The organism is Bacillus cereus group sp. MS39, from assembly GCF_040448665.1.
GTDB classification, from domain to species: Bacteria; Bacillota; Bacilli; order Bacillales; family Bacillaceae_G; genus Bacillus_A; species Bacillus_A wiedmannii.
Genome location: NZ_CP123058.1, coordinates 2,857,323 through 2,879,230 on the forward strand (window position 1 = coordinate 2,857,323; position 21,908 = coordinate 2,879,230).

Below are 21,908 nucleotides of genomic sequence, written 5' to 3' on the forward strand. Positions count from 1 at the left end.
GACACATCCACTATCACAATCTCCTGAAAATTCGTGATAATATTAATTTGTCTAATACGCCAAATTTCGACATTGAACGACGATGATATTTCCTTTATTGAATCCCTGTCCCCCAGGGATTTCTCCTTTTATTCATTACTTTTTTCTTCACTAAATTTTCATTCTTAACAAAATTCAATTACTCCATTGGATAGATATGCAACAGTATCCTATTTTGATAAAAACTAAAAACAAACACAGACATACTTAACACTAATAGTAGATTTTTTAACTTCAAATTTACTTTTTCTCTCTTATCTTTTTGTAAACATTAAAAATGAGCTCTATTTACATAGAGCTCATTCGTAATTTTATAGTTTGCTAGACTGTAACCCCTGAATAAACGGAACTACTTCAGGATTTACAAGTGATGATAAATCACCTAATTCTTTTCCTAAGTAAGCAGCTTTAATGACGCGTCGCATTACTTTAGAATTACGTGTTTTTGGTAAATCTTCTACAACGTGAATATCTTTTGGACACAATGCTTTTCCGATATGAGAGTTTACTAAACTCATTAATTCTTTCTTTAACTCTCCTGTGAATGTTACATTGTCCCTTAATACTACAAAACAATGACAAACTTCACCTTTTACATCATCAGGTACACCAATCGCGGCAGCTTCTATGACATCATTATGCTTCACAAGAATAGATTCATATTCTGCAGGTCCAATACGTTTTCCAGCAATGTTTAACGTATCATCTGAGCGTCCTGTAATAATATATTGCTCACCATCATAAATCACCCAGTCACCATGAACCCATTTATTTTCAAAACGTGACCAATATGTGTTCACATAGCGTTCATTGTCTTCCCAGAAGCTTTTCGTCATACCAACCCAAGGTTTCTCTAAACATAATTCTCCAACTTCATCACGAATTGGATTACCTTGATCATCGAGCACAACCGCTGCCATTCCTGGTAAAGAAGCGTTAAAGCTAATCGGTGCAATTGGTTTAATAAGGACGTTTCCGAAAATTCCACCAGAAATTTCAGTACCGCCTGAATAGTTACAAATTGGTACATTACTTTTTCCAACTGTTTCAAATAGCCACATCCAAGGGTCTGGATTCCAAGGTTCACCTGTTGATGCGAATACTTCTAAACTCTTTAGTGAATGTTTATTAACATACTCATCACCTTTTGCCATTAACGCACGAATTAATGTTGGTGATATACCGAGATGTGTAATTTCATATTTATCAACCGTCTCCCATAAACGATCTGCCTCTGGAAAGTCAGGAACACCTTCGTACATAACCATCGTTGCTCCATTTATGAGAGAGCCGAATAGTAGAAATGGTCCCATCATCCATCCCATATCAGTTACCCATAACACGCGGTCACCTTGTTTGATATTCATTCCAAATCCTGCATCAAATGCAGCTTTCAAAGGGAAACCAGCATGTGTATGTACTGTTCCTTTCGGTTTCCCAGTTGTACCTGATGTGTAAATGAGCATTAACGGATCATCACTATGCATTTCTTCAGCATGTGTAAATGGTTTTTCTTTTTCTAGCGTACTCCATGAGAAATCGTAATGATGCGGTGTAAAATCATTTCCTGCATGACGAACGATAACAACTTTTTCAACAGTTGGACAATGCTCACAAGCTTTATCTACTTCATCTTTTAATGAAACAATTTTACCGCGGCGTGAAAAACCATCTGCAGTAATGATCATTTTTGACCCTGCCGCTTGCACGCGAGTCATGACTGCATCAGACGCAAATCCTGAGAAAATTGGTGAAATAATTGCTCCGATTTTCATAACAGCTAGCATCGCAACAACTGTTTCTGGAACCATCGGCATATAAATTGTTACACGGTCACCTTTTTCAATACCCGCATGTCTCAAACCGTTTGCAACGCGACTTACCCAGCTGTCAAGTTCTTCATATGTAAATGATTTTGAAGTTCCATTTTCTCCCTCGTACTGTAGTGCTAGTTGCGTTCTTGTTTCATCATCTGCAAGCCAGCGTGATAAAACCGATTCTACAACGTTACATGTTCCGCCATTATACCACTGTGCAAACGGCGTACCATTTTCTAAATCTAGCACTTCTGTATAAGGTTTCATCCATTGATAGCCAACCGCTTTCTCAGCTTCTCCCCAAAACCAAGCTGTTTCTTCAATAGATTTATTATAAAACGTTTCATAATCTTCATAGCCCAATGATTTCATCCAACCATATAAACGCGTTTTTTCTTTATACTCTTCTGTTGGAAACCAAACTGCTTGTTTCAATGTTTTCCCCTCCTTGACTTTTGAGCAAGAAAGCCCTAAATAGGGCTTTTAAACTGGATAAACTGGATGTTTACGATCCGTAAATACTTGATATTTACTCATATACATTTCGAATCGTCCTTTTAACTCTTCTCGTAAATTGTTTGGATGAACAATACCATCAATGACCATCTCTGATGCTAAATGGTAAATATCAATATCTTTCTTATACTCTTCGCGCTTTTCAGCAATGAAGCTATCACGCTCTTCTTCTGGTAAAGCTGCAATCTTATTTGCATATACAGCATTGACCGCGGCTTCTGGACCCATTACCGCAATAGAAGCTGTCGGTAATGCTAGGCAGCAATCTGGTTCAAAAGCTGGACCTGCCATCGCATATAAACCAGCACCATATGCTTTACGAACAACGATAGAAATTTTCGGTACAGTTGCTTCACTCATTGCAGAAATCATTTTTGCACCGTGGCGAATAATACCAGCACGCTCTACTTTTGTACCAATCATAAATCCAGGTACATCTGCAAGGAATAATAATGGAATATGATACGCATCGCATAAATTAATAAATTTCGCTGCTTTATCAGCTGAATCGTGGAATAATACGCCGCCTTTCATACGCGGTTGATTTGCAATAATACCAACTGGCTTACCATCAATACGTGCTAAACCTGTAATGAGTTCTTGAGCAAATAGTTTTTTCACTTCATAGAAAGAACCTTCATCAATAACTCTATTAATGAGATCTTTCATATTGAAAGGAGCATTTTGATTTTCTGGAATGATTTGTTCTAACGTTTTATCGAATTGTTTCGGTTCTTGAGGTGTAACCAATGGAGTCTTTTCTAAGTAGTTGTTTGGAAAATATGAAATGTATTGTCTTGCTTGTGTAATCGCATCTTCTTCGGTCTTACATAAAACATCTCCGCATCCTGATACAGAGCAATGCATACGTGCTCCGCCCATTTCTTCTAAGGTTACCTTCTCGCCGATAACCATCTCAGCCATACGAGGAGACCCTAAATACATAGATGCATTTCCTTCCACCATCATAACAACATCACAAAAGGCTGGAATATATGCGCCACCAGCTGCAGAAGGTCCAAATAATAAGCATACTTGCGGAACTTTACCTGATAATTTCACTTGATTATAGAAAATTCTTCCTGCACCACGGCGCCCTGGGAACATTTCAACTTGATCAGTAATACGCGCTCCAGCAGAGTCAACTAAATAAAATAACGGAACACGTAATTTTTCTGCCGTTTCTTGAATACGTAAAATCTTTTCAACTGTACGTGCCCCCCATGATCCAGCTTTTACAGTTGAATCATTTGCCATCACACATGCCATACGACCATGTATTTTACCCGTTGCCGTTATAACACCATCAGCAGGTAATCCAGTTTGTTCACAGTTTGCAAATAATGCATCTTCTACATATTCACCATTATCAAATAAAAGCGCTAAACGATCTCGAACGAATAGTTTTCCCTTTGCTTTGTTTTGTTCATGATATTTTGGTGCGCCGCCTTGTTTAATCGTTTCAACTCGTTCTTCAAATGTATTCGATTGTTGTTTTTGGTCTAACATATTTACTCCCCCTTATACATTGGTGTGCGTTTTTCCTTGAATGCTTGTAATCCTTCTAATCTATCTTTCGTATGGATTACACCTTCATACGCTTGTTTTTCCATTTGTAATCCGGTATGTAAATCAACTTGAATACCGTTTGAAATTGCTTCTTTTGCTAATCGAACAGCAATAGGACCATTACTAGCAATTTTCTCTGCTATTTCAATTGCTTTCTCTTCAAGTAAATGAGCTGGTACAACAAATTCTACTAAACCATATTCTTTTGCTTCTTGCGCCGAAATACGTCTTCCTGTATAAATTAATTCCTTCGCTCTACCAACACCAATTAATCTTGGCAAACGCTGCGTACCACCTGCTCCTGGTATAATTGCAAGTGTAGTTTCAGTAAGACCGAGACTTGCAGATTCAGCCGCAATTCTAAAATCACAAGCTAAACTTAATTCCGTACCGCCACCAAGGGCGATTCCATTTATAGCAGCAATAACTGGCTGTGGTAATTGTTCAACCATCTCCATAGTAGTACGAATCATACTAACAGCATGGCGAACTTGTTCTTCATTCATGCCAGCACGTTCTTTTAAATCAGCACCAGCACAAAAAGCTTTTTCACCAGCACCTGTTAAAATAACTACGCGAGTATTGGACTCTTCACTTATTTGAGTTAATATATTTTGTAACTCTTCTAATAACGCTAAAGATAATGAGTTTGCTTGTCTTTCACGATTTAATGAAATCTTTACAACGTGAGGTGTTACATAATCAACTGAAATGTTTTGTAATTGTAGCATCTTCTCACCTACTTATCGTTTTATGTTGAAGCGCTCTATACACATGACTCGGTAATTGGATATTTAATTTACTTTGAATGAAGTGACTCGCTTTCAATAACTTCTCTTCATCAATATTCGTTTGGACCCCTAACTTATGGAGCATATGAACTAAGTCATCGGTTGCAACATTGCCTGATGCTCCTGGTGCATATGGACATCCACCAAGACCACCACAAGAACTATCAAATGTTGTAATACCATATTCTAATGACTTAACTACATTCGCCAGAGCCATTCCATACGTATTATGGAAGTGCATTGCAAACTGCGAAGCATCATATTTCTTTAATAAATGCTCTAATACTCGCTCTACTTGTAGTGGATTCGCTACACCAATCGTGTCACCAAGAGATACTTCATAAATGCCGTATGAAAATAGTTGATTACATAATTCGTCAACTGCTGTGGCACTTATATCCCCTTCATAAGGACATCCAAATACAGTAGAAACATAGCCTCTTACCTTTTTCCCTTCGAACATTGCCTGTTTTGTTATATCTTCAATTACAACTAATGCTTCTTTAATTGATTTATTAATATTACTTTTATTATGAGATTCACTTGCTGATAAAAAAACATTCACCTCATCTACATTTTGCAAAAAAGCTCGTTCCAAACCATTTTGATTTGGAACAAGCGCTGCATAAGTAACATTGGGATCCCTTTTCAGCTCAGAAAATACATCATTTGCATCTGCTAATGCAGGGACCCATTTAGGGTGAACGAATGAGGAAACTTCAACGTACGATAATCCCGCCTCTGTAAGTAGTTGAATCCATTTTACTTTATCTTTTGTGCCAACAATCTTTTTTTCATTCTGTAAGCCATCACGTGGCCCGACTTCTTTAATGACAGCAAAATTAGGTAGTTTCAATTCGCTTCCCCCTATATCTCCCTATTCAATTTCTAGTAATACATCTCCTTCATTTACAAAATCGCCTTCTTGCACATTAATTTTCATAACTGTGCCAGCTTCTTCTGAAATGATTGGAATTTCCATTTTCATAGATTCCAAAATGACGACATCCTGCTCTTCCTCTACTGTATCTCCTACTCCTACAACAATCTTCCATACATTTCCTGCCATCGATGCATATACCTTCGTCATCATTTTTTCCCCCTTAATATTGTTAAATCTTATTTTTTAACAAGTTGTTTCGTTACAAAACCCGTTGTATAAATACCACTTTTGAACACATCGTCTTCCAATACTTGAAGTAGCATTGGCGTGTTCGTTTTAATACCTTCTACTTTTATTTCTTCTAAAGCATCATGTAATTTTGAAATTGCTTCTTCACGAGTTTCACCATGAGCAATGACTTTCGCAATCATTGGATCATAGAAAGGTGTAATCGTGACTTGATTCTCTAAAAAATGATCAATACGTACATTTGATGGAAGCGCTAAATCTGTAATTTTCCCAGGTGATGGGAAGAAAGTTTTCGGATCCTCTGCATAAATACGTGCCTCAATGGCATGACCACTACGTTTTACATCATCTTGTGTAAATGATAGTTTCTCACCGTATGCAATTAGAAGTTGTTGTTCTACAAGATCTAAACCAGTAATTTCTTCTGTAACTGGATGCTCTACTTGTAATCTCGTATTCATCTCTAAGAAATAAAAGTTCTTCTGATCATCTACAAGAAACTCAACTGTACCTGCGTTTGTATAGCCTAGAGCTTTGGCAGCTTGTACAGCAACTTCTCCCATCGCTTTTCGCGTACCTTCATCTAAAAATGGTGAAGGTGCTTCTTCAATTACTTTCTGATTTCGGCGCTGCACGGAACATTCACGCTCCCATAAATACACTGTGTTACCATGTGTATCTGCTAAAAGCTGAATTTCAATATGATGTGCATCTGCAATATAGCGCTCTAAATACATTTCTCCGTTACCGAAGAAGTTTTGTGCTCTTGTTTTGTTACTTTCAAATGCTTTGGTGAGCGTTTGCTCAGTTTCCATCAACTGCATTCCAATGCCTCCGCCGCCTGCGGATGCCTTCAGCATTAATGGATAACCAATTTGTTTTGCAATTTCAATTGCTTCTTCAGCAGTTTCAATATTTGTAGTAATACCTGGAACTACTGGGACATCTGCAGCTTGCATTGCAATACGAGATTCGATTTTACTTCCCATTTTCGTAATGATTTCTTCTGATGGACCTATAAATACAATCCCTTCTTCTCTACAGCGAACCGGAAAAGACGGATTCTCTGATAATAATCCATATCCCGGATGGATTGCTTCAGCATTTGTCTTCTTAGCTATTTCAATAATTTTTTCAAGGTTTAAATAGCTTTCTTGGACACGCGATCCACCTACTAAGTAAGCTTCATTTGCCATTTTTACATGAAGGGCATTTTCATCAGCCTCAGAATAAATAGCAACAGTGCGAATGCCAAGTTTTTGACAAGTTTTTATAATACGAACTGCGATTTCCCCGCGATTAGCAATTAATATTTTTTGAAACATAGTGATTCCTCCTTTTTATCTACATCCTAAATGTCTTGCAATTACGAGACGTTGAATTTCAGAAGTTCCTTCACCAATTTCTAATAGTTTTGCATCACGAATATGTCGTTCCACTTCATATTCACGCATATAGCCGTATCCACCGTGAATTTGTACCGCTTGATTTGCAATACGACTAGCAGCCTCAGATGCAAATAACTTTGCCATAGCCGCTTCTTTACCGAAAGGTTTATCATTATCTTTTAACCAAGCTGCTTTATGTACTAAATTACGTGCAAGTTCTACTTCAGTCGCCATATCAGCTAATTTAAATTGAATCGCTTGGAAATTAGAGATTGACTTTCCAAATTGTTGACGTTCTTTCGCATATTGCAGCGCACGTTCAAATGCAGATTGTGCAATACCTACTGCTAATGCTGCGATTGAAATACGTCCTCCATCAAGTGTATATAAGAATTGTTTAAATCCTTTATTTACATCACCAAGAATATTTTCTTTCGGTACACGTACACCATCAAGTACGATTTCACATGTATTAGAAGCACGAACACCCATCTTATCGTAAGGACTTGAAATCGTTAATCCTTCACTTGTAGTCGGTACGATAAATGCCGAAATACGCTTTCTACCATTATCTTCAACACCGTTGATAGCGGTTACAATAATTGTATTTGCATACTCTGCATTTGTAATCCAACACTTTTCACCACTAATAACATACTCGTCTCCATCTAATACAGCTTTCGTTTGTGTACCACCTGCATCAGATCCAGCGTTCGGCTCAGTTAATCCGAAAGCACCTAATGTTTTACCTGACGCCATTGGAACTAAATATTTCTGTTTTTGTTCTTCTGTACCGAAATAATAAATTGGAGAAGCACCTAATGAAATTGTTGCAGCGTAACTTAATCCTGTCCCACCACAAGCACGACCAATTTCTTCAACTGCTAACGCGTACGATACAGTATCGCCACCTGAACCTCCATACTCTTCAGGGAATGGGATACCTAATAATCCTAGTTCGCCCATTTTTTGAAATGTTTCATATGGAAATTCCGCAGTTTTGTCATAATACACAGCTTTCGGTGCGATTTCCTTTTCAGCAAAGTCACGTACCATTTCTTTAATCATTTGTTTTTCGCGAGTTAGAGTAAATTCCATTCCGCTACACACCCCTTATCGAATATTGAGTTTCGACAGCGTGCGAGTTTCTACTACAAACATTACGAATTAAAAGACACGAATATTAGTTAGACAATTGCTACAATTCTGTCATAACTCAATTTTAAAACAGATTCTGTACTAATGCACAAAAAAATTCCTACATTGTTCTACAACAACATAGGAAGTTTTGTGTCGAATTATGTAATTTATTGTTTAATAATCTCTACCTTTTCCCGAATCAGAAATTTCTACTAAAGCTTCAGGGTATGGTTCAAAATATGTTTGTCTTAATAAATACTTATCGTCAAATCGAATGGCCCATGATTTTAAAATTGTAAGTAAGCTACTAAGCGGGACTTTCTTTTCTATATACTTTTGTATCAAATCTAAAAAATGATCTTTTTCTTGTTTTTTCAACTTTGTTTTAAAATATCCAAAAATATGCTCACATACATTTACATTCGATGTATAGCGGGGGGTGCGCATAAATAATTCATATAAAGTCTTCTCATAGTTTTCAAATACAACTTCAATCGTTTCATTTTTTTGATTTGCAATAATACGCCCTAATTCTTTTTGTTTCACTTGATTATATGCCATAAATAAATACTTATAGTCTGATTGAAATGATACGAGTTCTTTTATGTTTTTAGTATGTTTAATCATTTTGTAATGCGCGATTGTAAACAGTCTTGTAAAGAAATGTTCTCTAATAATAAAATTCGACAATCTACCCTCTTCTTCAATTGGAAGATGCGAAAATTTTTTTATTACTGCTCCGCCAAATAAGCCAGATCCCTTTCCTTTTACTGGCGCTTTTTCAAAACCAGAATAAATTTTCACATCGCGCGTACCACAACTTGGCGAACGATTCTTTAAAATAAAACCATCCACATCGGATATCGTTTGTAAAAAGTCATTTGAAAATTGCTTCATTTTTTCAGTTACATCTTCTCGTGTCGACGGCTGTACAAGCCTATTCACACCATTTTCTTCTACAATTCGTATCGTTTCACGAGGAGTCCCCAATCCGATCTCGACTTCTGGACAAACAGGTATAAATGTAACAAATGGCTGCAAATTTCGTATTGTTACATCTGGTATCATCTCTGCATTATAACGACAGGCATCAAATTCTAAACATTTACTTACAACAATTGTTGGTTTTGCAAATTGCCGCATTTCATTACCTCCATGGTATCAATCCATACAATCTAAATTGTACTGATATTAGTATCTTAAGCAAAGTCTGTTTATATTGATTATTTTTATAATAACTATAAATTTAATGCTATATCAACTGCAATTCAAATCTATTTCGTATATGTATTAACAAGTTCTTGTACAAACTTGTTAACACTTTTTTGTCTAAACACAATCCATCTTTACTAGCATAGTTACAGATTCTTTCCTTTCCTCTTTACATTTAAATTAAAATAAGCCTTAATATGAATTTTAATCCCAAGTTATTTAGAATATATTCTTTAAATTTGTACATTATAGACTGAGAAAGTATTACTTGTAGTTAGGGTGTTCCAAATGAATTTTAGAAACCTACTTTCTTTATTACGGAACATTTTCAGAAGTATTTTTTCTTTGGTAAGAAATATTTCAAAAAATCCATTCAGTTTAAGGAGGCATATTAAAATGGGAGTATTAAGTGGTAATCCCCAAAATGAACCAATGCATTACGGAGAAGTCTTTGCAATTTGGAGTTATCTTGCAGGGGCACAAGGTGCAATTGCTGGTTACCAAGTTCTTGTCAATCATACTGGAGACGAGGACTTAAAAAAGTTTTTAGAAAATCTTATAGAAAATGATATCCAATCAGAAGTTGAAGAACTAAAAAACTTGTTAAAATCAAACGGTGTGGCATTACCACCAGCACCTCCAGAACGTCCAGTTGCATCTATTGAAACAATCCCTCCTGGTGCTCGTATTAATGACGCAGAAATTGCAGCTAAAGTTTCTATGGATCTTGCTGCTGGACTAGTAGCATGTAGCCAAGCGATGGGACAATCACTTCGAGAAGACGTAGGAATGATGTTTGGACAATTCCATATGAAAAAAGCACAAGCAGGTGCTACTTTACTACGGTTAAATAAGAAAAAAGGCTGGATTATTCCTCCCCCTTTACATGTTCTTCAATCTGATCAAGCATAACATGGCATAAGCGGTTAACTTTTGTTAACCGCTTCGTTGTATTTACCTGTACTTTTAATAATGGAGATTAAAGATAGTTCTAATAATTTTAACTTTATGATTTAGATACTGTGATACGAATAATGTACAAAAGCAATGGAAAAATTAATACATAAGAAAGGAGGGGAAATTTATGAAGAAAAAATTATCATCTATTTTAAGTGTTTTAGCACTATCTATTATGTTTTTAGGCACATCTGCCCAAGCTGAATACGATGGAAATCATATGAATAGAGTTAATAACACTGATATGTCAACTCGAGTTAATGACAATAACTTGAACAGAGTTAATGATAATAACTTGAACAGAGTTAATGATAATAACTTGAACAGAGTTAATGATAATAACTTGAACAGAGTTAATAATGATGTGAGAACTCGAAATGTAAATACGACAAATGATTTAAATAATAATCGTGATAGAAATAATAATTGGGCTTGGCTCGGTTTATTAGGTCTAGCAGGATTATTAGGTCTTAGAAGAAGAGACAAAGAAACACGCTAATTCAAAATATTTTTAGTAAACAAGTACTTATTTATCAAAATTGTATAATGAATATAAATCGCCTTTTTAAAGGCGATTTATTATTTGCTTAAAAATAGTATATGAAATTCACACATCAACATATTTTTACTTATGATTAAACCTATTAAATTACATTTATTTAAATACAAAAAATCAAACCCCTAAAATGTTGTTATAGTTAGATTCGTGGCGTTAATCCATACAATATAAATTGAATCGTATTTTCAATCTCCACTTCATCATCCCATTTTTCTTCAGGCAATAATAAAAACCTTGTTAATAGTAAACCTAATACAGCTGATAAAGTAAGACGTAATACAGAAGATGGAGGCATCTCAATAATTTCCCCTTCTTCTTGAAACTTTACAATCAACTTTTTAAAATGTGAAAGTAACTCTGTTTCTACTAAATGTTGTATTTCGTTTTTCAATTCTGGCTGAAATGGCACTTCTTGAATTAATATTTTTATCATTGGAAAATGCTTTTTTGCAAATTCAAATCTATTATGAATAACAACTCTTAGCAGCCCTTCATACGATTCATACTGCGATTTGAAAATTTCCTTTGCGAAGGCTTGTACAAAAAATGGTGCAGCAAACTTTGTTAATGTCGGCATGACGACTGCTAACAATAAATCTTTTTTCGTTTTATAGTAGCGGAAGATTGTTCCTTCCGCTACACCAGCACGCTTTGCAATTTCACTTGTAGAAGTTGATGCATATCCTTTTTCTCCAAACATATCAACAGCTGCCTCTAAAATACGCATTTGACGTTCATTTCGTTTATCCGTATTAGTTGCGGCAATTAATTCATCCAACCAATCCTTCTTCATCTATAATGCCCCTTTGTATCATCATTATATTTTCCGATGTTTCTTTAATGCAAATACATTCCCTATTGCAAATAATAGAGAAAAAAGTAGTAATACAGTTAGATCTAACGCAATCTCTGTAAATCCTTGATTTCGAATCATCACTTGTCTCATTGCGTCAGCTCCATATGTGAGCGGAAATAATTTCCCTAACATTTGTAGCCACTTATTCATAGATTCAATTGGAAACAACCCAGAAAAGAAAATTTGGGGCACAATGACAAGCGGTATGAACTGGATCATTTGAAATTCATTATTTGCGTATGCTGATAAAAACGTCCCTAAAGTTAATGCCGTTAAAGAAAGCAGGCATGTAATAAGTAGCGTTAGCCATATGGAACCAGCTACATACAAATCTAAAATATAAACTGAAAAATTCACGATTATAATTGATTGTATAAACGCAAAGATTCCAAAACCAATAATATATCCTACAACTATTTCCCATCTTCTCACTGGAGTGGACAATAACCTCTCTAATGTACCACTTAAACGTTCTCTAACAAAGGAAACTCCAGACAATATAAATACAAAGAAAAATGTAAAGAAACCAATCAATACGGGACCAAGCCCATCAAACATTGTAAAGTCTTTAGAGCCATGTAAGTAATTTACCTCAGGCTTCATAACTGATACTTCATTCTTTTCTGTACTCTTTTGTAAAACTTGAAGTACAGCACGATTTTTTGATGAATCACTTCCTTCTAATAAAAGATTCATTTTCCTATTCTCTAAATAAATTACTGCATCTACCTTTTGCAGTTCTAACTCTGAAATTGCTTTCTCTTTGCCGTATTCATAAATTGAGGCTTCTTGAGTTTTCATTGTTTTTACAATAGGAGCAGGCACATCAACTACAGCGATATGCGGTACATAGTCTTTTTGTGTAAACACTAGAGACAATAACCAAAGTAATAACATTGGTGCCCCAAACATCATCGCTAACGAACGTTTATCTCGAAAAAATTGGCGAATAATACGAATGATTACACCAGTAACTCTCATAATAGAGCCACCTCTTCCAACAAAAAGACATCTTCAATCCGTCCTGATGATACCCGTTTTTTCAATTCTTCAGGTGTTCCAGTCGCAACTAGCTTCCCTTCTCTAATTAATCCTAGGCGTTCACAAAATTCAGCTTCATCCATAATGTGCGTCGTTACAATAATAGTTGTGCCTTTCTTTTTCAAATCATAAAATTTTTCCCAGATTGTTTTTCTAAGAAGTGGATCTATCCCCACTGTTGGCTCATCTAAAATTAATATTTCAGGTTCATGAAGGAGTGCTATCGCTAATGATAAACGCTTCTTCATCCCACCTGAAAAATGCTGCACTTGCTGTCTTATATGTTGTGATAATTGTACAAGGTCAAAAACCTCTTCGATTCTTTCTTTTTTATGTTTTCCCTTTAATCCATACATCGTTGCAATAAAATCTGCATTTTCATATGCTGATAGTTCTTCATATAATGCATCAGCCTGAGCCATATAACCAATTCTTTTCATTTCATTTAAATTAGGCATGTTCGTGTTGTATACAAGCACTTCACCTTTCGTTGCCTCATTAATACCTGCAATCAATTTAATAAGAGTCGTTTTCCCTGAACCTGAAGGCCCAACTAAACCAAATATCTCTGCTTTTTCAACTTGCAATGAAAGATTGTGTAACACTTCTTTTTTTCCAAAACTTTTTGATACAGTCCGTAAAATAATGGCAGGTTGCTGCACGTATTCTTCCCCCTTTTCTAAAATGAGTGAGTACTCACTTTTATTTTACTCTTGCGTAATTATATGTCAAACTTCATTGATTAGTATGTATTTTCAATCTTAAACAATGAAACAGAGTCGACATTAGAATATCATTTCTTAAAGTCGACTCTGTTTCATTTAAATTATATATTTTATTTTACGTTTTTAAATTCATATATTTCCTAATTCTAGCAACATCTAAAGAATATTCGATAACTAATTGCTGTAACGGTAATATAACTGTGTCGGGATATAAATGGGCATATTGTAATGTTTCTGCATATTTTTCTAACCTTTTTTCTAAATACTTTATAATTTGATCAGGATGACTTACTAATAAGCATTTACAATAATAATGTATTTGTTCCTCAATCGCCGTATACTCTTCAATTTCATATTCTTTATGCATGTGTACACCCCTTTATGTTTTTATACAGATTCCTTATCACACTTTTCACTCGACTAATTTTTAAGTTTTTTGATTATTTACACTATAACAAACTTTACGGGTCAAATTTTGTTACTTTATGTAACGTAGAAAATTTTTAACAAAATTGTAATGTTAACTTGTATAAATTACATATGGCTTATTTTTCTATACAAAAAATCGTACAGTTCAATTTAACTGTACGACTACAAGTTCTGGTCTATTGAAAATTCTTTGCGGAATGATACTATTACCTAGTCCTCTACTTACTACCATAGACGTATTTTGTTTTTCATATAAACCGGCTGTATATGTAGGGAGAACCCCTTGATTTGGAGCAACTAAACCTCCGATAAATGGCAATCTAACTTGCCCTCCATGAGCATGCCCTGATAACACTAAATCTATTTGCTCATCAGCATAATTCTGAATAAATTCAGGTCTATAGAATAAATCATCTATTGCTCCTATATATAGATATACTCCTATGTAATCCGCAATTTTCCTTATCGGATAAATTAATAAAATTTATTTCCCTACACATTGCGATTACATGTTTTATAAGGAAGCTCTTCTTTTTGCCATGCAAGAAATCCTCCCTTTAAATTCACTACTTCCTTTATACCTGCTCTTTGTAAAATACTAGCTGCTATAGCGGAACGCAATCCGGTTCGACATTGTAAAACTATTGGGCAATCTTTTGGTATACAATCTAGCTGCTTAAATAGATTTCCTAAAGGGATATGTATTGCATCATGAAGATGTCCTTCCTCCCACTCTTTTTTACTACGCACGTCGATTAACTTAACACTTCCACCTTTTATATGCGGATATAATTCGATTGATGTGTCTTCTTTGTAACTTTCTAATCTATTCAATCTTTGTATTACCTTTACAGGTACAAAAGCAATAATATTATCTAGCCCAATAGATTCAAAGTCTCTAATAACTTCCTCCACTCTAACCTTTTCCTCATCTAGAATGATTAAAGTTTCTGTTTTATAATCTAGTAACCATCCACACCAAGTTGTAAAGGAATTGTTATAAGGTATGTTAATTGATTTCTCAATGTGACCAGAAGCAAAACTCTCTACATCCCTTATATCAACTATTTGCTGAACGCTCGTCATAACTTCTTGAAGTTTTTCTACTGTTTTAATAGCAATAACATCTCTCTTCTTACGATTTGGAGGACCAGACTTATTTAAATTCTTCATTAATGAAAAATACTTTGGAGGCTCTGGCTGTCCCGTCAATAAAGTCGATACAAAATCACTTTCTTCATTACACTGAAATGCCCAATTGAACATCTTTTCATAACCTAATGTAGAAGTTGGAATTGCTCCTAATGCTTTTCCACATGCGCTTCCTGCACCATGTGATGGCCATATTTGCAAATAATCAGGGAGTATTTTTATTTTTTGTATAGAATTAAATAATTGTTTCGCTCCTATTTTTGCAGTATTTTTCATACCTACAGCAGTTTCTAATAAATCAGGTCTTCCTATATCTCCTACAAATATAAAATCACCTGTGAATATTCCCATCGGCTTATCATTTGTATAATTATTTTGACTTGTATCAGTTACTAAAAAAGAAATACTTTCAGGCGTATGCCCTGGAGTGTGAATTACATTAAATTTTATATGACCTATTTTAAACTCTGTGCCCTCTTTAACCAATTTGTATCGACCTTCGTTAAGATATTGATATTTCCAATCACAATTTCCTTCATCAGATACATATAACTTTGCATGATAAAGATTAGAAAGTTCTCTAGACCCAGAAAGAAAATCTGCATGAATGTGAGTTTCAGCCACAGCAATTAATTCCATTCCCTCTTTCTTAGCAAATTCTATATATTGTTCTATATAACGACCTGGATCAATTACAATTGCTACGCCTTCCTTCTGACAACCGACCAAATAGGAAGCATGTGCTAATTTTTCATCATAAAAATATTTTAAAAGCATAGCTATTCCCTCCAAATAGTTATTTCAAATTACTTTTCCATTTGTATAACTGCTTTCTATCTTCTCCTATAGCATCCCTTTCAACATAAAATTCCAATACATATAGGGCAACATATATCTTTTAAGTAAAAACATACTATATCGTTCTTTCGCTTGATTAAACGGAAATGTTTCTTGAGGCTCATGTTCATAGTTAAATTCAGCGAGTATAAGACTTTTATAACCTGTAACAATCGGACAGGATGTATATCCATCATATTTAGCATGCAAGTCTCTTCCGTTAAGTACGTCCTTAATATTTTGTTTTAAGACAGGTATTTGTTTTCGAATTGCCGCTCCAGTTTTAGAGGTGGGTAAATTGGTACAATCTCCAAGTCCGAAAATATTCTTATACTGTACATGCTGCAAAGTATAAGGGCTTATATCTACCCACCCCTGAGAATCACTTATCTCACTCTCTTTAATAAAATTAGGTGGCCCCATTGGTGGAACAACATGGATCATACTGTATGGTACAGTTTCTCTTTTCAGTGTTTGCGTATCTTCAAAAATTGCTTCTCTTTTTTCGGCAATAATTTCTACTAAGTTTTTATTATAATTCGTTATAATTTGCTTTCTTTCTAGTACTTGTTCTAATGTACTAGCATAACGTGGAACCTGAAATATATTAGCGTTCGCCGTATAAAACATTACTTCACTTTTGTTTCTTACACCGCTATTAGAAAAATACTCTTCTGCTAAATACATAATCTTTTGTGGAGCACCACCGCATTTAATTGGAGTGTTTGGGTGGGTAAAAACTGCATTTCCTCCTTTAAATTTTTCAATTTCTCTCCAAGTAGAATCAACATATTTATAAGAGTAATTGCTACAAACCCCATTAGTCCCAATAGACTCCTTTAAGCCTTTAATGCCGTCCCAATTTATTTGTATACCGGCTGCTACAATAAGTATTTCATACTCAATCAGCAGTCCATCATCTAAAAGTAGCTTATTTTCTTCCGGAAACAACTTAACGACACTTTTAGGAATCCACGTTGCACCTTTTGGAATAAGCAATTCTTGATCACGCATCGTACTTTCCTTTGAAACAATTCCTCCCCCCACTAAACTCCATAGTGGTTGAAAATAATGTTTTTTTGATGGATCAATAATTGCTATACTTTCTTTCAATAGGGGTACATTTCGTAACAAATGTGCAGTAGAAGATATTCCTGCAGTCCCAGCACCAATTACAATAATTTTATAACTATCTCTGGTCTTCATTATCCTCTTCCCATCTAAATTTGATTTTTAAAATAACTAGTTCGCAGCCGTATTTTCATTGTAGTAACATTATTATAAGTTAAAAGCACCACATATTTATCTGAATCAAATGAAAATTTTGTTAATTTTACCATCAATATTACTTTATGCGTAAATCCCCTATGCTACTTCCATCTTTTATATTTTTCAATACTAGTCTTTACCCGACCTTACTTTTATTTCAGTTTCTCTCTACGCTCAAAGCTATCTTTAAAGACCCATGTAATTTCATATGTAAAAAAGCCCCTTTCTCATCTAAAGGAGGCTAAGGATTATTCTTATTAAGCTAACACTTTGAGGTATCCCTAAAACAAAAATTTTATATAACTACAACCATTATTTATGAGAATTCAGGTCATTTTTTTCATTTTGAGGAACAATGAATTTCTTAGGTTGATGGGCATGAGACGCTACCCCAAAATACAAAAATCTCCTTCAAACAAAAGAAAGGCGCCTACACACCTTTCTTTTGTAATTCACTTGTACTCTCTTCAGCACCCAAAATCCCTTCTGAATCACTTAAATGCATCATTGTACGGACCTAATTGCTTTTTTGAAAAGTAATGAATTGTCTCCTTACTTTTCAGTAACATATTTCCTTTTATAATAAAAAAATAGGTAGCTACTAGAAAATAGATTAAACCTAATATCCAATCCAAATTTGTAGCTAAATTGTGTAAAAGAACATATCTCATATATGCATAACCAATCGGAACATGTAGTAATACAACCGCACCTAATCCTGGGTTATATATTGTTTTTGCTTTTATATTCGCAAAAATACCATGCCATATGAATTGAAAAAATCCCATTAAAATAGGTGCCAATCCAAGCCATATAATATTTGGCAAGAAAACCGGAAGTAAATAAAAAACATACGCAATCAAAATATTTATTACCATAGCAGATTGCGTATTTAATGGATAACGATCTGGTATATCACTTTTAAATATAACTACATTAAACAGACCAGCGAAATAACCTGGCCAACGATACTCTTCAAATTGATGCACTAAAATGGCTACAAAACTTAACGCTAACAGTACTTTTATTTCACTCATTTCTCCAAAATTTGCGACTAAACAACCTACGACAGCAATAGCCATTACTAAGCCTACATCACACCAGTGTTTTCTAAAAAAACTAATCATCTCTACCACCCACTATCTCAATTTTTATAAAAATAGCGTTCAAATAGGAAATCAATTTGTTTTTCTACAGGCAGTATTTTTATATCTGCTCCTGATTCAAGAATTGGCATCATTAATGCTGGAAGAAAAACGGATCCGAATATTTGCACTGTCATCATCATTAAAATTTCCTGTTCCGTTTCATTTGTTATTTCACTCAAAGTATTCTTCACTTTACTAAAACCAAGACTCTTCAAAAAATCTCCATATTCGTATTGAGATGTAAATACCGTAGTTCCCATTGCAATAATTTTCCTAACTAACTCAGGGTATTGCCGAATTACTAGTACATAATCAAGTAAAAATATTTTTAATCTTTCTTTCGCTGGCACTTTAATATCATCTAAAATAGAAAAAGTGCCTTGAAAGCTAATTAATAGGACTTTAATTGTTTCGCTAATCAACTTCTCCTTTGAGCCAAAATGGTAATTTACAAGCGCGATATTTGTATCTGACAATGCTGCAATTTTTCTTATTGTTACACTTTCGAATCCTTCGTCTTTAATTAACTCCAATGTTGTATTTAAAATCTTTTCTTTCGTTGATATGTTTTCATTTCCCCTCAACTTATCTCCTCCTCTAAAATTTATCAATTAAACAACGTTTTAAACATCGTTTAATTTTATGGTATCACCTTCAATTTTTAATATCAATTTAATCCTTTCGACATTTCCGATTACCTATTCTTTTTTTATCTTTGTTATTAAAGTTTTTACATACATTTAAGAACGTCTTTGTTGTTTTCCAGTCACTCAATAATGTGAGCGGTCGGTAATTTTAATAATTGAGCGGTTGTGTAAAAAATTATATAAATTAACTTTTTTTCTTTTCTAGGAAAAAAGATGAACACAATTTTTTATGCATCCTATTTGTTGGTAACTAATGTATTACTGTGTCCTAGTTTTATTTAACTGGAATTGAATCCCCTTGTTATAGATTTTTATTTTATTATTAATAATTACGGTACATGAAATTATTAATAATAAAATAAAAAAAGCCCCCTGAAAGGAGCTCCTTACATTACAAAACACTTAAGAAATCCTTCTAATAACAGCTCTACTTAAGATTTTGGGTATGGTTATCACTCATCCACCCTCTGTTTATTACGATAAACAATTGCCCTAAGACTATTCTCTTTCTGTGAATTATTTCAAGCTCTCTTGATTTTCTCCTTTTGTAAAATTTACCTCAAAACAAATTAACTAGATAACAAAACGTAAAATAATAATGCAGCTGCCTCTTGCCGTTTCATACTTTGTTTTGATAGATAATCTGCTGATCCATCTTCATTATATATAACCTCAGGCCCTACTAAACGATGACCTACAATGTTTTTCACGGATTCTATTGCCCATTCATCAGTTTCTCCCTTTAATGTTGCATCTGCAGATGGCGCTCCTAACATTTTTAAATACTGCCAGGTAATCCATGCTGCTTCTTGTCTAGTAATTGCACGGTCTGGATGGAATTGTTCCCCTTCTTTTTCATATAAAATACCAATTTCATATAACTTTTGAATATGTGGTGCATATGGATGATTTTTCACATCAGAAAACACTGGTTCTTTTTTTGAAGGTGGCGTAAAGTAAGCAATTTGAGATAACCAATATGCAAATTCTGCTCGTGTAAGAGAAGATTCTGGAGTGAAATTCCCCTCCTTATTTGCTTGTAATACCTCGTATTGATGTAAAGGATTTATAAACTTAGCATATGGATGATTTTCATCTACGTCTTTAAATCTCTCAGGCTCACTTAGCTTCACCGCTGAACTACCAGAGTTCCAATGTATCATTTCTTTCACGGTACCATCTTTGTGAAGTTTAAACGCCATATAATTCCCTTTTTCATCCTCAAATAGTAAAGGGTCTATTTGTTTTAGCTCCTGTTTACCATATGCTTTATCACTTACATATAATTTTCCTTCACTTATGTTTACATGTGACATTAGGTTTTTTAATCTCAAATCTCGGTAAACCCCTTCAAATTTCTTTAATTCTTCTTCATTAGGGTTTAAATATTCAGGTTTTGTTTTCTCTGGGAAATATTGATTCATAAAATCATCAAATACTTCAACAGGTAGTGCTGAACTATCTTTATTTGTAACAACAAAAACTCCAATTTTATGCTCTGGAATTAACCACATTAAAGATGAAAAACCTGGTATATTTCCACCTTTACCAAACACATATTGCCCATTATGACTTTGCGGTGAAAAGAACTCAAATCCGTATGTCATATTAGGGTATTTGGGATGTAAAGCAAATTTTGTTTTTTGCATATCTTCTACAGTTTCTTTTTGTAGTATTTGGTTATTTTTAAATTTACCATCATTCAATTGAGCAATCATGAAATTGGCTACATCACTCCCTGTAGAAAACATACTCCCTTGTGGCATATCTGTTGGTCTTGTTTGATAAAATGGGATGGCATTACCTTTAGCATCATATCCTGTTGCTAACTTTTCTTTAATAAAATTAGTCATAACAAAACTGCTATTATGCATTTCTAAAGGGTAAAAAATATTTTTGGCCATATATTTGTAAAAAGGTGTGTTTGTCAGATTTTGAACAATATACCCTTGAAGCATAGAAGCAAAATTATCATATGTATATGTATCTCCTGGCTTTCTCACTACTGTGGGCATATTATCCTCTACATAATCTTTAAGCATTGTGTAATCATTATCTTGATAATGGATGTCCTCTGGTCTAGGGTCTACGTAATCAAACCCTGTTGTATGGGTAAGTAAATGCTCCATTGTAACTGGTTCACCCATGTTATTTTGGTACTTTAGTCCCCCCATATAATTTAATATATCTTTATTTAAATCAATTTTCCCTTGTTCAACTAATTGCATGACAGCACTAGCAGTAAAAACTTTTGATATTGACGCTAATCGAAAAACTGTTTTTTTAGGATCGATGGGAGTATTCTTTTCTTTATCGGAAAATCCGAACCCCTTTTGAAATAGAATTTGATTATCCTTTACAACGACAAGAGCTACACCAGCTGCGTTTTCTTTTTTCATTTTTTCTAGAATTACTTTATTGGTGAATGCTTCTACATCTTTAGGATTTAATGTTATAGGTGCAACGGTTTCGGCTTTTGAATAATTGCTTCCCAGAAAAACTAACAAAAAACAAACACTTACAGCTACTAACCTTTGAAAATAATTTTTCATTCTTTTTTTCCTATTCCCCAAATTAATTCCCCCTTTAATAATAGATTTATTGATTATTCAGCCATAGGTTAACCAACCATATTCTACCATTATATAGGTATTTTTTCTAATTTTATTTCAATTCTGTCATTT

Annotated in this window: 19 protein-coding genes and 1 pseudogene; 2 read left to right on the forward strand and 18 right to left on the reverse strand. The window is 34.3% G+C overall.

Annotated elements, in window-relative coordinates; all coding sequences use genetic code 11:
* Positions 1–350: 350 nt before the first annotated feature.
* The 8 genes from QEP67_RS15160 to QEP67_RS15195 form a co-directional block, all read right to left on the reverse strand.
* A complete protein-coding gene (locus QEP67_RS15160; RefSeq protein ID WP_064459766.1) occupies positions 351–2,291 on the reverse strand; it encodes an AMP-binding protein in 1,941 nt (646 codons plus the stop codon).
* 48 nt (positions 2,292–2,339) lie between these two features.
* The gene (locus QEP67_RS15165) at positions 2,340–3,881 is read right to left on the reverse strand and encodes an acyl-CoA carboxylase subunit beta (RefSeq protein WP_000886749.1); all 1,542 of its coding nucleotides are present in this window, start codon (positions 3,879–3,881) and stop codon (positions 2,340–2,342) included.
* A 2-nt stretch (positions 3,882–3,883) separates the two neighbouring features.
* Positions 3,884–4,672, reverse strand: coding sequence for an enoyl-CoA hydratase (locus QEP67_RS15170; protein ID WP_000939808.1), 789 nt, complete (start codon positions 4,670–4,672; stop codon positions 3,884–3,886).
* A gap of 4 nt (positions 4,673–4,676) precedes the next feature.
* The gene (mvaB, locus tag QEP67_RS15175) at positions 4,677–5,588 is read right to left on the reverse strand and encodes a hydroxymethylglutaryl-CoA lyase (protein ID WP_048561035.1); all 912 of its coding nucleotides are present in this window, start codon (positions 5,586–5,588) and stop codon (positions 4,677–4,679) included.
* 21 nt (positions 5,589–5,609) lie between these two features.
* The gene (locus QEP67_RS15180; protein WP_001987345.1) at positions 5,610–5,825 is read right to left on the reverse strand and encodes an acetyl-CoA carboxylase biotin carboxyl carrier protein subunit; all 216 of its coding nucleotides are present in this window, start codon (positions 5,823–5,825) and stop codon (positions 5,610–5,612) included.
* 26 nt (positions 5,826–5,851) lie between these two features.
* Positions 5,852–7,189, reverse strand: coding sequence for an acetyl-CoA carboxylase biotin carboxylase subunit (locus QEP67_RS15185; RefSeq protein ID WP_048566382.1), 1,338 nt, complete (start codon positions 7,187–7,189; stop codon positions 5,852–5,854).
* Positions 7,190–7,204: 15 nt separating this feature from the next.
* Positions 7,205–8,350: an acyl-CoA dehydrogenase gene (locus tag QEP67_RS15190; RefSeq protein WP_000397276.1), complete on the reverse strand. Its 1,146-nt coding sequence runs from the start codon at positions 8,348–8,350 to the stop codon at positions 7,205–7,207.
* Between the two features lie 216 nt (positions 8,351–8,566).
* Positions 8,567–9,535: a DUF523 and DUF1722 domain-containing protein gene (locus QEP67_RS15195; protein ID WP_001248620.1), complete on the reverse strand. Its 969-nt coding sequence runs from the start codon at positions 9,533–9,535 to the stop codon at positions 8,567–8,569.
* A 465-nt stretch (positions 9,536–10,000) separates the two neighbouring features.
* On the opposite strand from QEP67_RS15195, the gene QEP67_RS15200 reads away from it, so the two are divergent.
* Positions 10,001–10,516, forward strand: a complete 516-nt coding sequence (locus tag QEP67_RS15200) for a DUF3231 family protein (RefSeq protein WP_000538613.1) — start codon at positions 10,001–10,003, stop codon at positions 10,514–10,516.
* 172 nt (positions 10,517–10,688) lie between these two features.
* Positions 10,689–11,060, forward strand: coding sequence for a WGxxGxxG family protein (locus QEP67_RS15205; RefSeq protein WP_353706306.1), 372 nt, complete (start codon positions 10,689–10,691; stop codon positions 11,058–11,060).
* A gap of 199 nt (positions 11,061–11,259) precedes the next feature.
* On the opposite strand, the gene QEP67_RS15210 is transcribed toward QEP67_RS15205, so the two are convergent.
* The 10 genes and pseudogenes from QEP67_RS15210 to QEP67_RS15255 all read right to left on the reverse strand — a co-directional run bounded on the left by QEP67_RS15210 (position 11,260) and on the right by QEP67_RS15255 (position 21,776).
* Entirely contained in the window at positions 11,260–11,913 is a 654-nt protein-coding gene (locus QEP67_RS15210) for a TetR/AcrR family transcriptional regulator (RefSeq protein WP_000711163.1), read from the reverse strand.
* A 24-nt stretch (positions 11,914–11,937) separates the two neighbouring features.
* Complete coding sequence (locus QEP67_RS15215) at positions 11,938–12,957, reverse strand: ABC transporter permease (protein WP_001266752.1); 1,020 nt, start codon at positions 12,955–12,957, stop codon at positions 11,938–11,940.
* Positions 12,954–13,679, reverse strand: a complete 726-nt coding sequence (locus QEP67_RS15220; protein ID WP_001186988.1) for an ABC transporter ATP-binding protein — start codon at positions 13,677–13,679, stop codon at positions 12,954–12,956. Before QEP67_RS15220 ends, QEP67_RS15215 begins: the two co-directional genes overlap by 4 nt.
* A 178-nt stretch (positions 13,680–13,857) precedes the next feature.
* The gene (locus QEP67_RS15225) at positions 13,858–14,109 is read right to left on the reverse strand and encodes a hypothetical protein (protein ID WP_000548621.1); all 252 of its coding nucleotides are present in this window, start codon (positions 14,107–14,109) and stop codon (positions 13,858–13,860) included.
* A 207-nt stretch (positions 14,110–14,316) separates the two neighbouring features.
* Positions 14,317–14,574, reverse strand: a pseudogene (locus QEP67_RS15230) (metallophosphoesterase); the annotation flags it as partial.
* Between the two features lie 89 nt (positions 14,575–14,663).
* Positions 14,664–16,100, reverse strand: a complete 1,437-nt coding sequence (locus QEP67_RS15235) for an MBL fold metallo-hydrolase (protein ID WP_000925294.1) — start codon at positions 16,098–16,100, stop codon at positions 14,664–14,666.
* 66 nt (positions 16,101–16,166) lie between these two features.
* The gene (locus QEP67_RS15240) at positions 16,167–17,366 is read right to left on the reverse strand and encodes an FAD/NAD(P)-binding oxidoreductase (protein WP_000857302.1); all 1,200 of its coding nucleotides are present in this window, start codon (positions 17,364–17,366) and stop codon (positions 16,167–16,169) included.
* 554 nt (positions 17,367–17,920) lie between these two features.
* Positions 17,921–18,556, reverse strand: coding sequence for an HXXEE domain-containing protein (locus tag QEP67_RS15245; RefSeq protein ID WP_000622767.1), 636 nt, complete (start codon positions 18,554–18,556; stop codon positions 17,921–17,923).
* Between the two features lie 17 nt (positions 18,557–18,573).
* The gene (locus QEP67_RS15250; RefSeq protein WP_001214842.1) at positions 18,574–19,161 is read right to left on the reverse strand and encodes a TetR/AcrR family transcriptional regulator; all 588 of its coding nucleotides are present in this window, start codon (positions 19,159–19,161) and stop codon (positions 18,574–18,576) included.
* Positions 19,162–19,793: 632 nt separating this feature from the next.
* Positions 19,794–21,776, reverse strand: coding sequence for a serine hydrolase (locus tag QEP67_RS15255; RefSeq protein WP_002108263.1), 1,983 nt, complete (start codon positions 21,774–21,776; stop codon positions 19,794–19,796).
* Positions 21,777–21,908 lie beyond the last annotated feature (132 nt).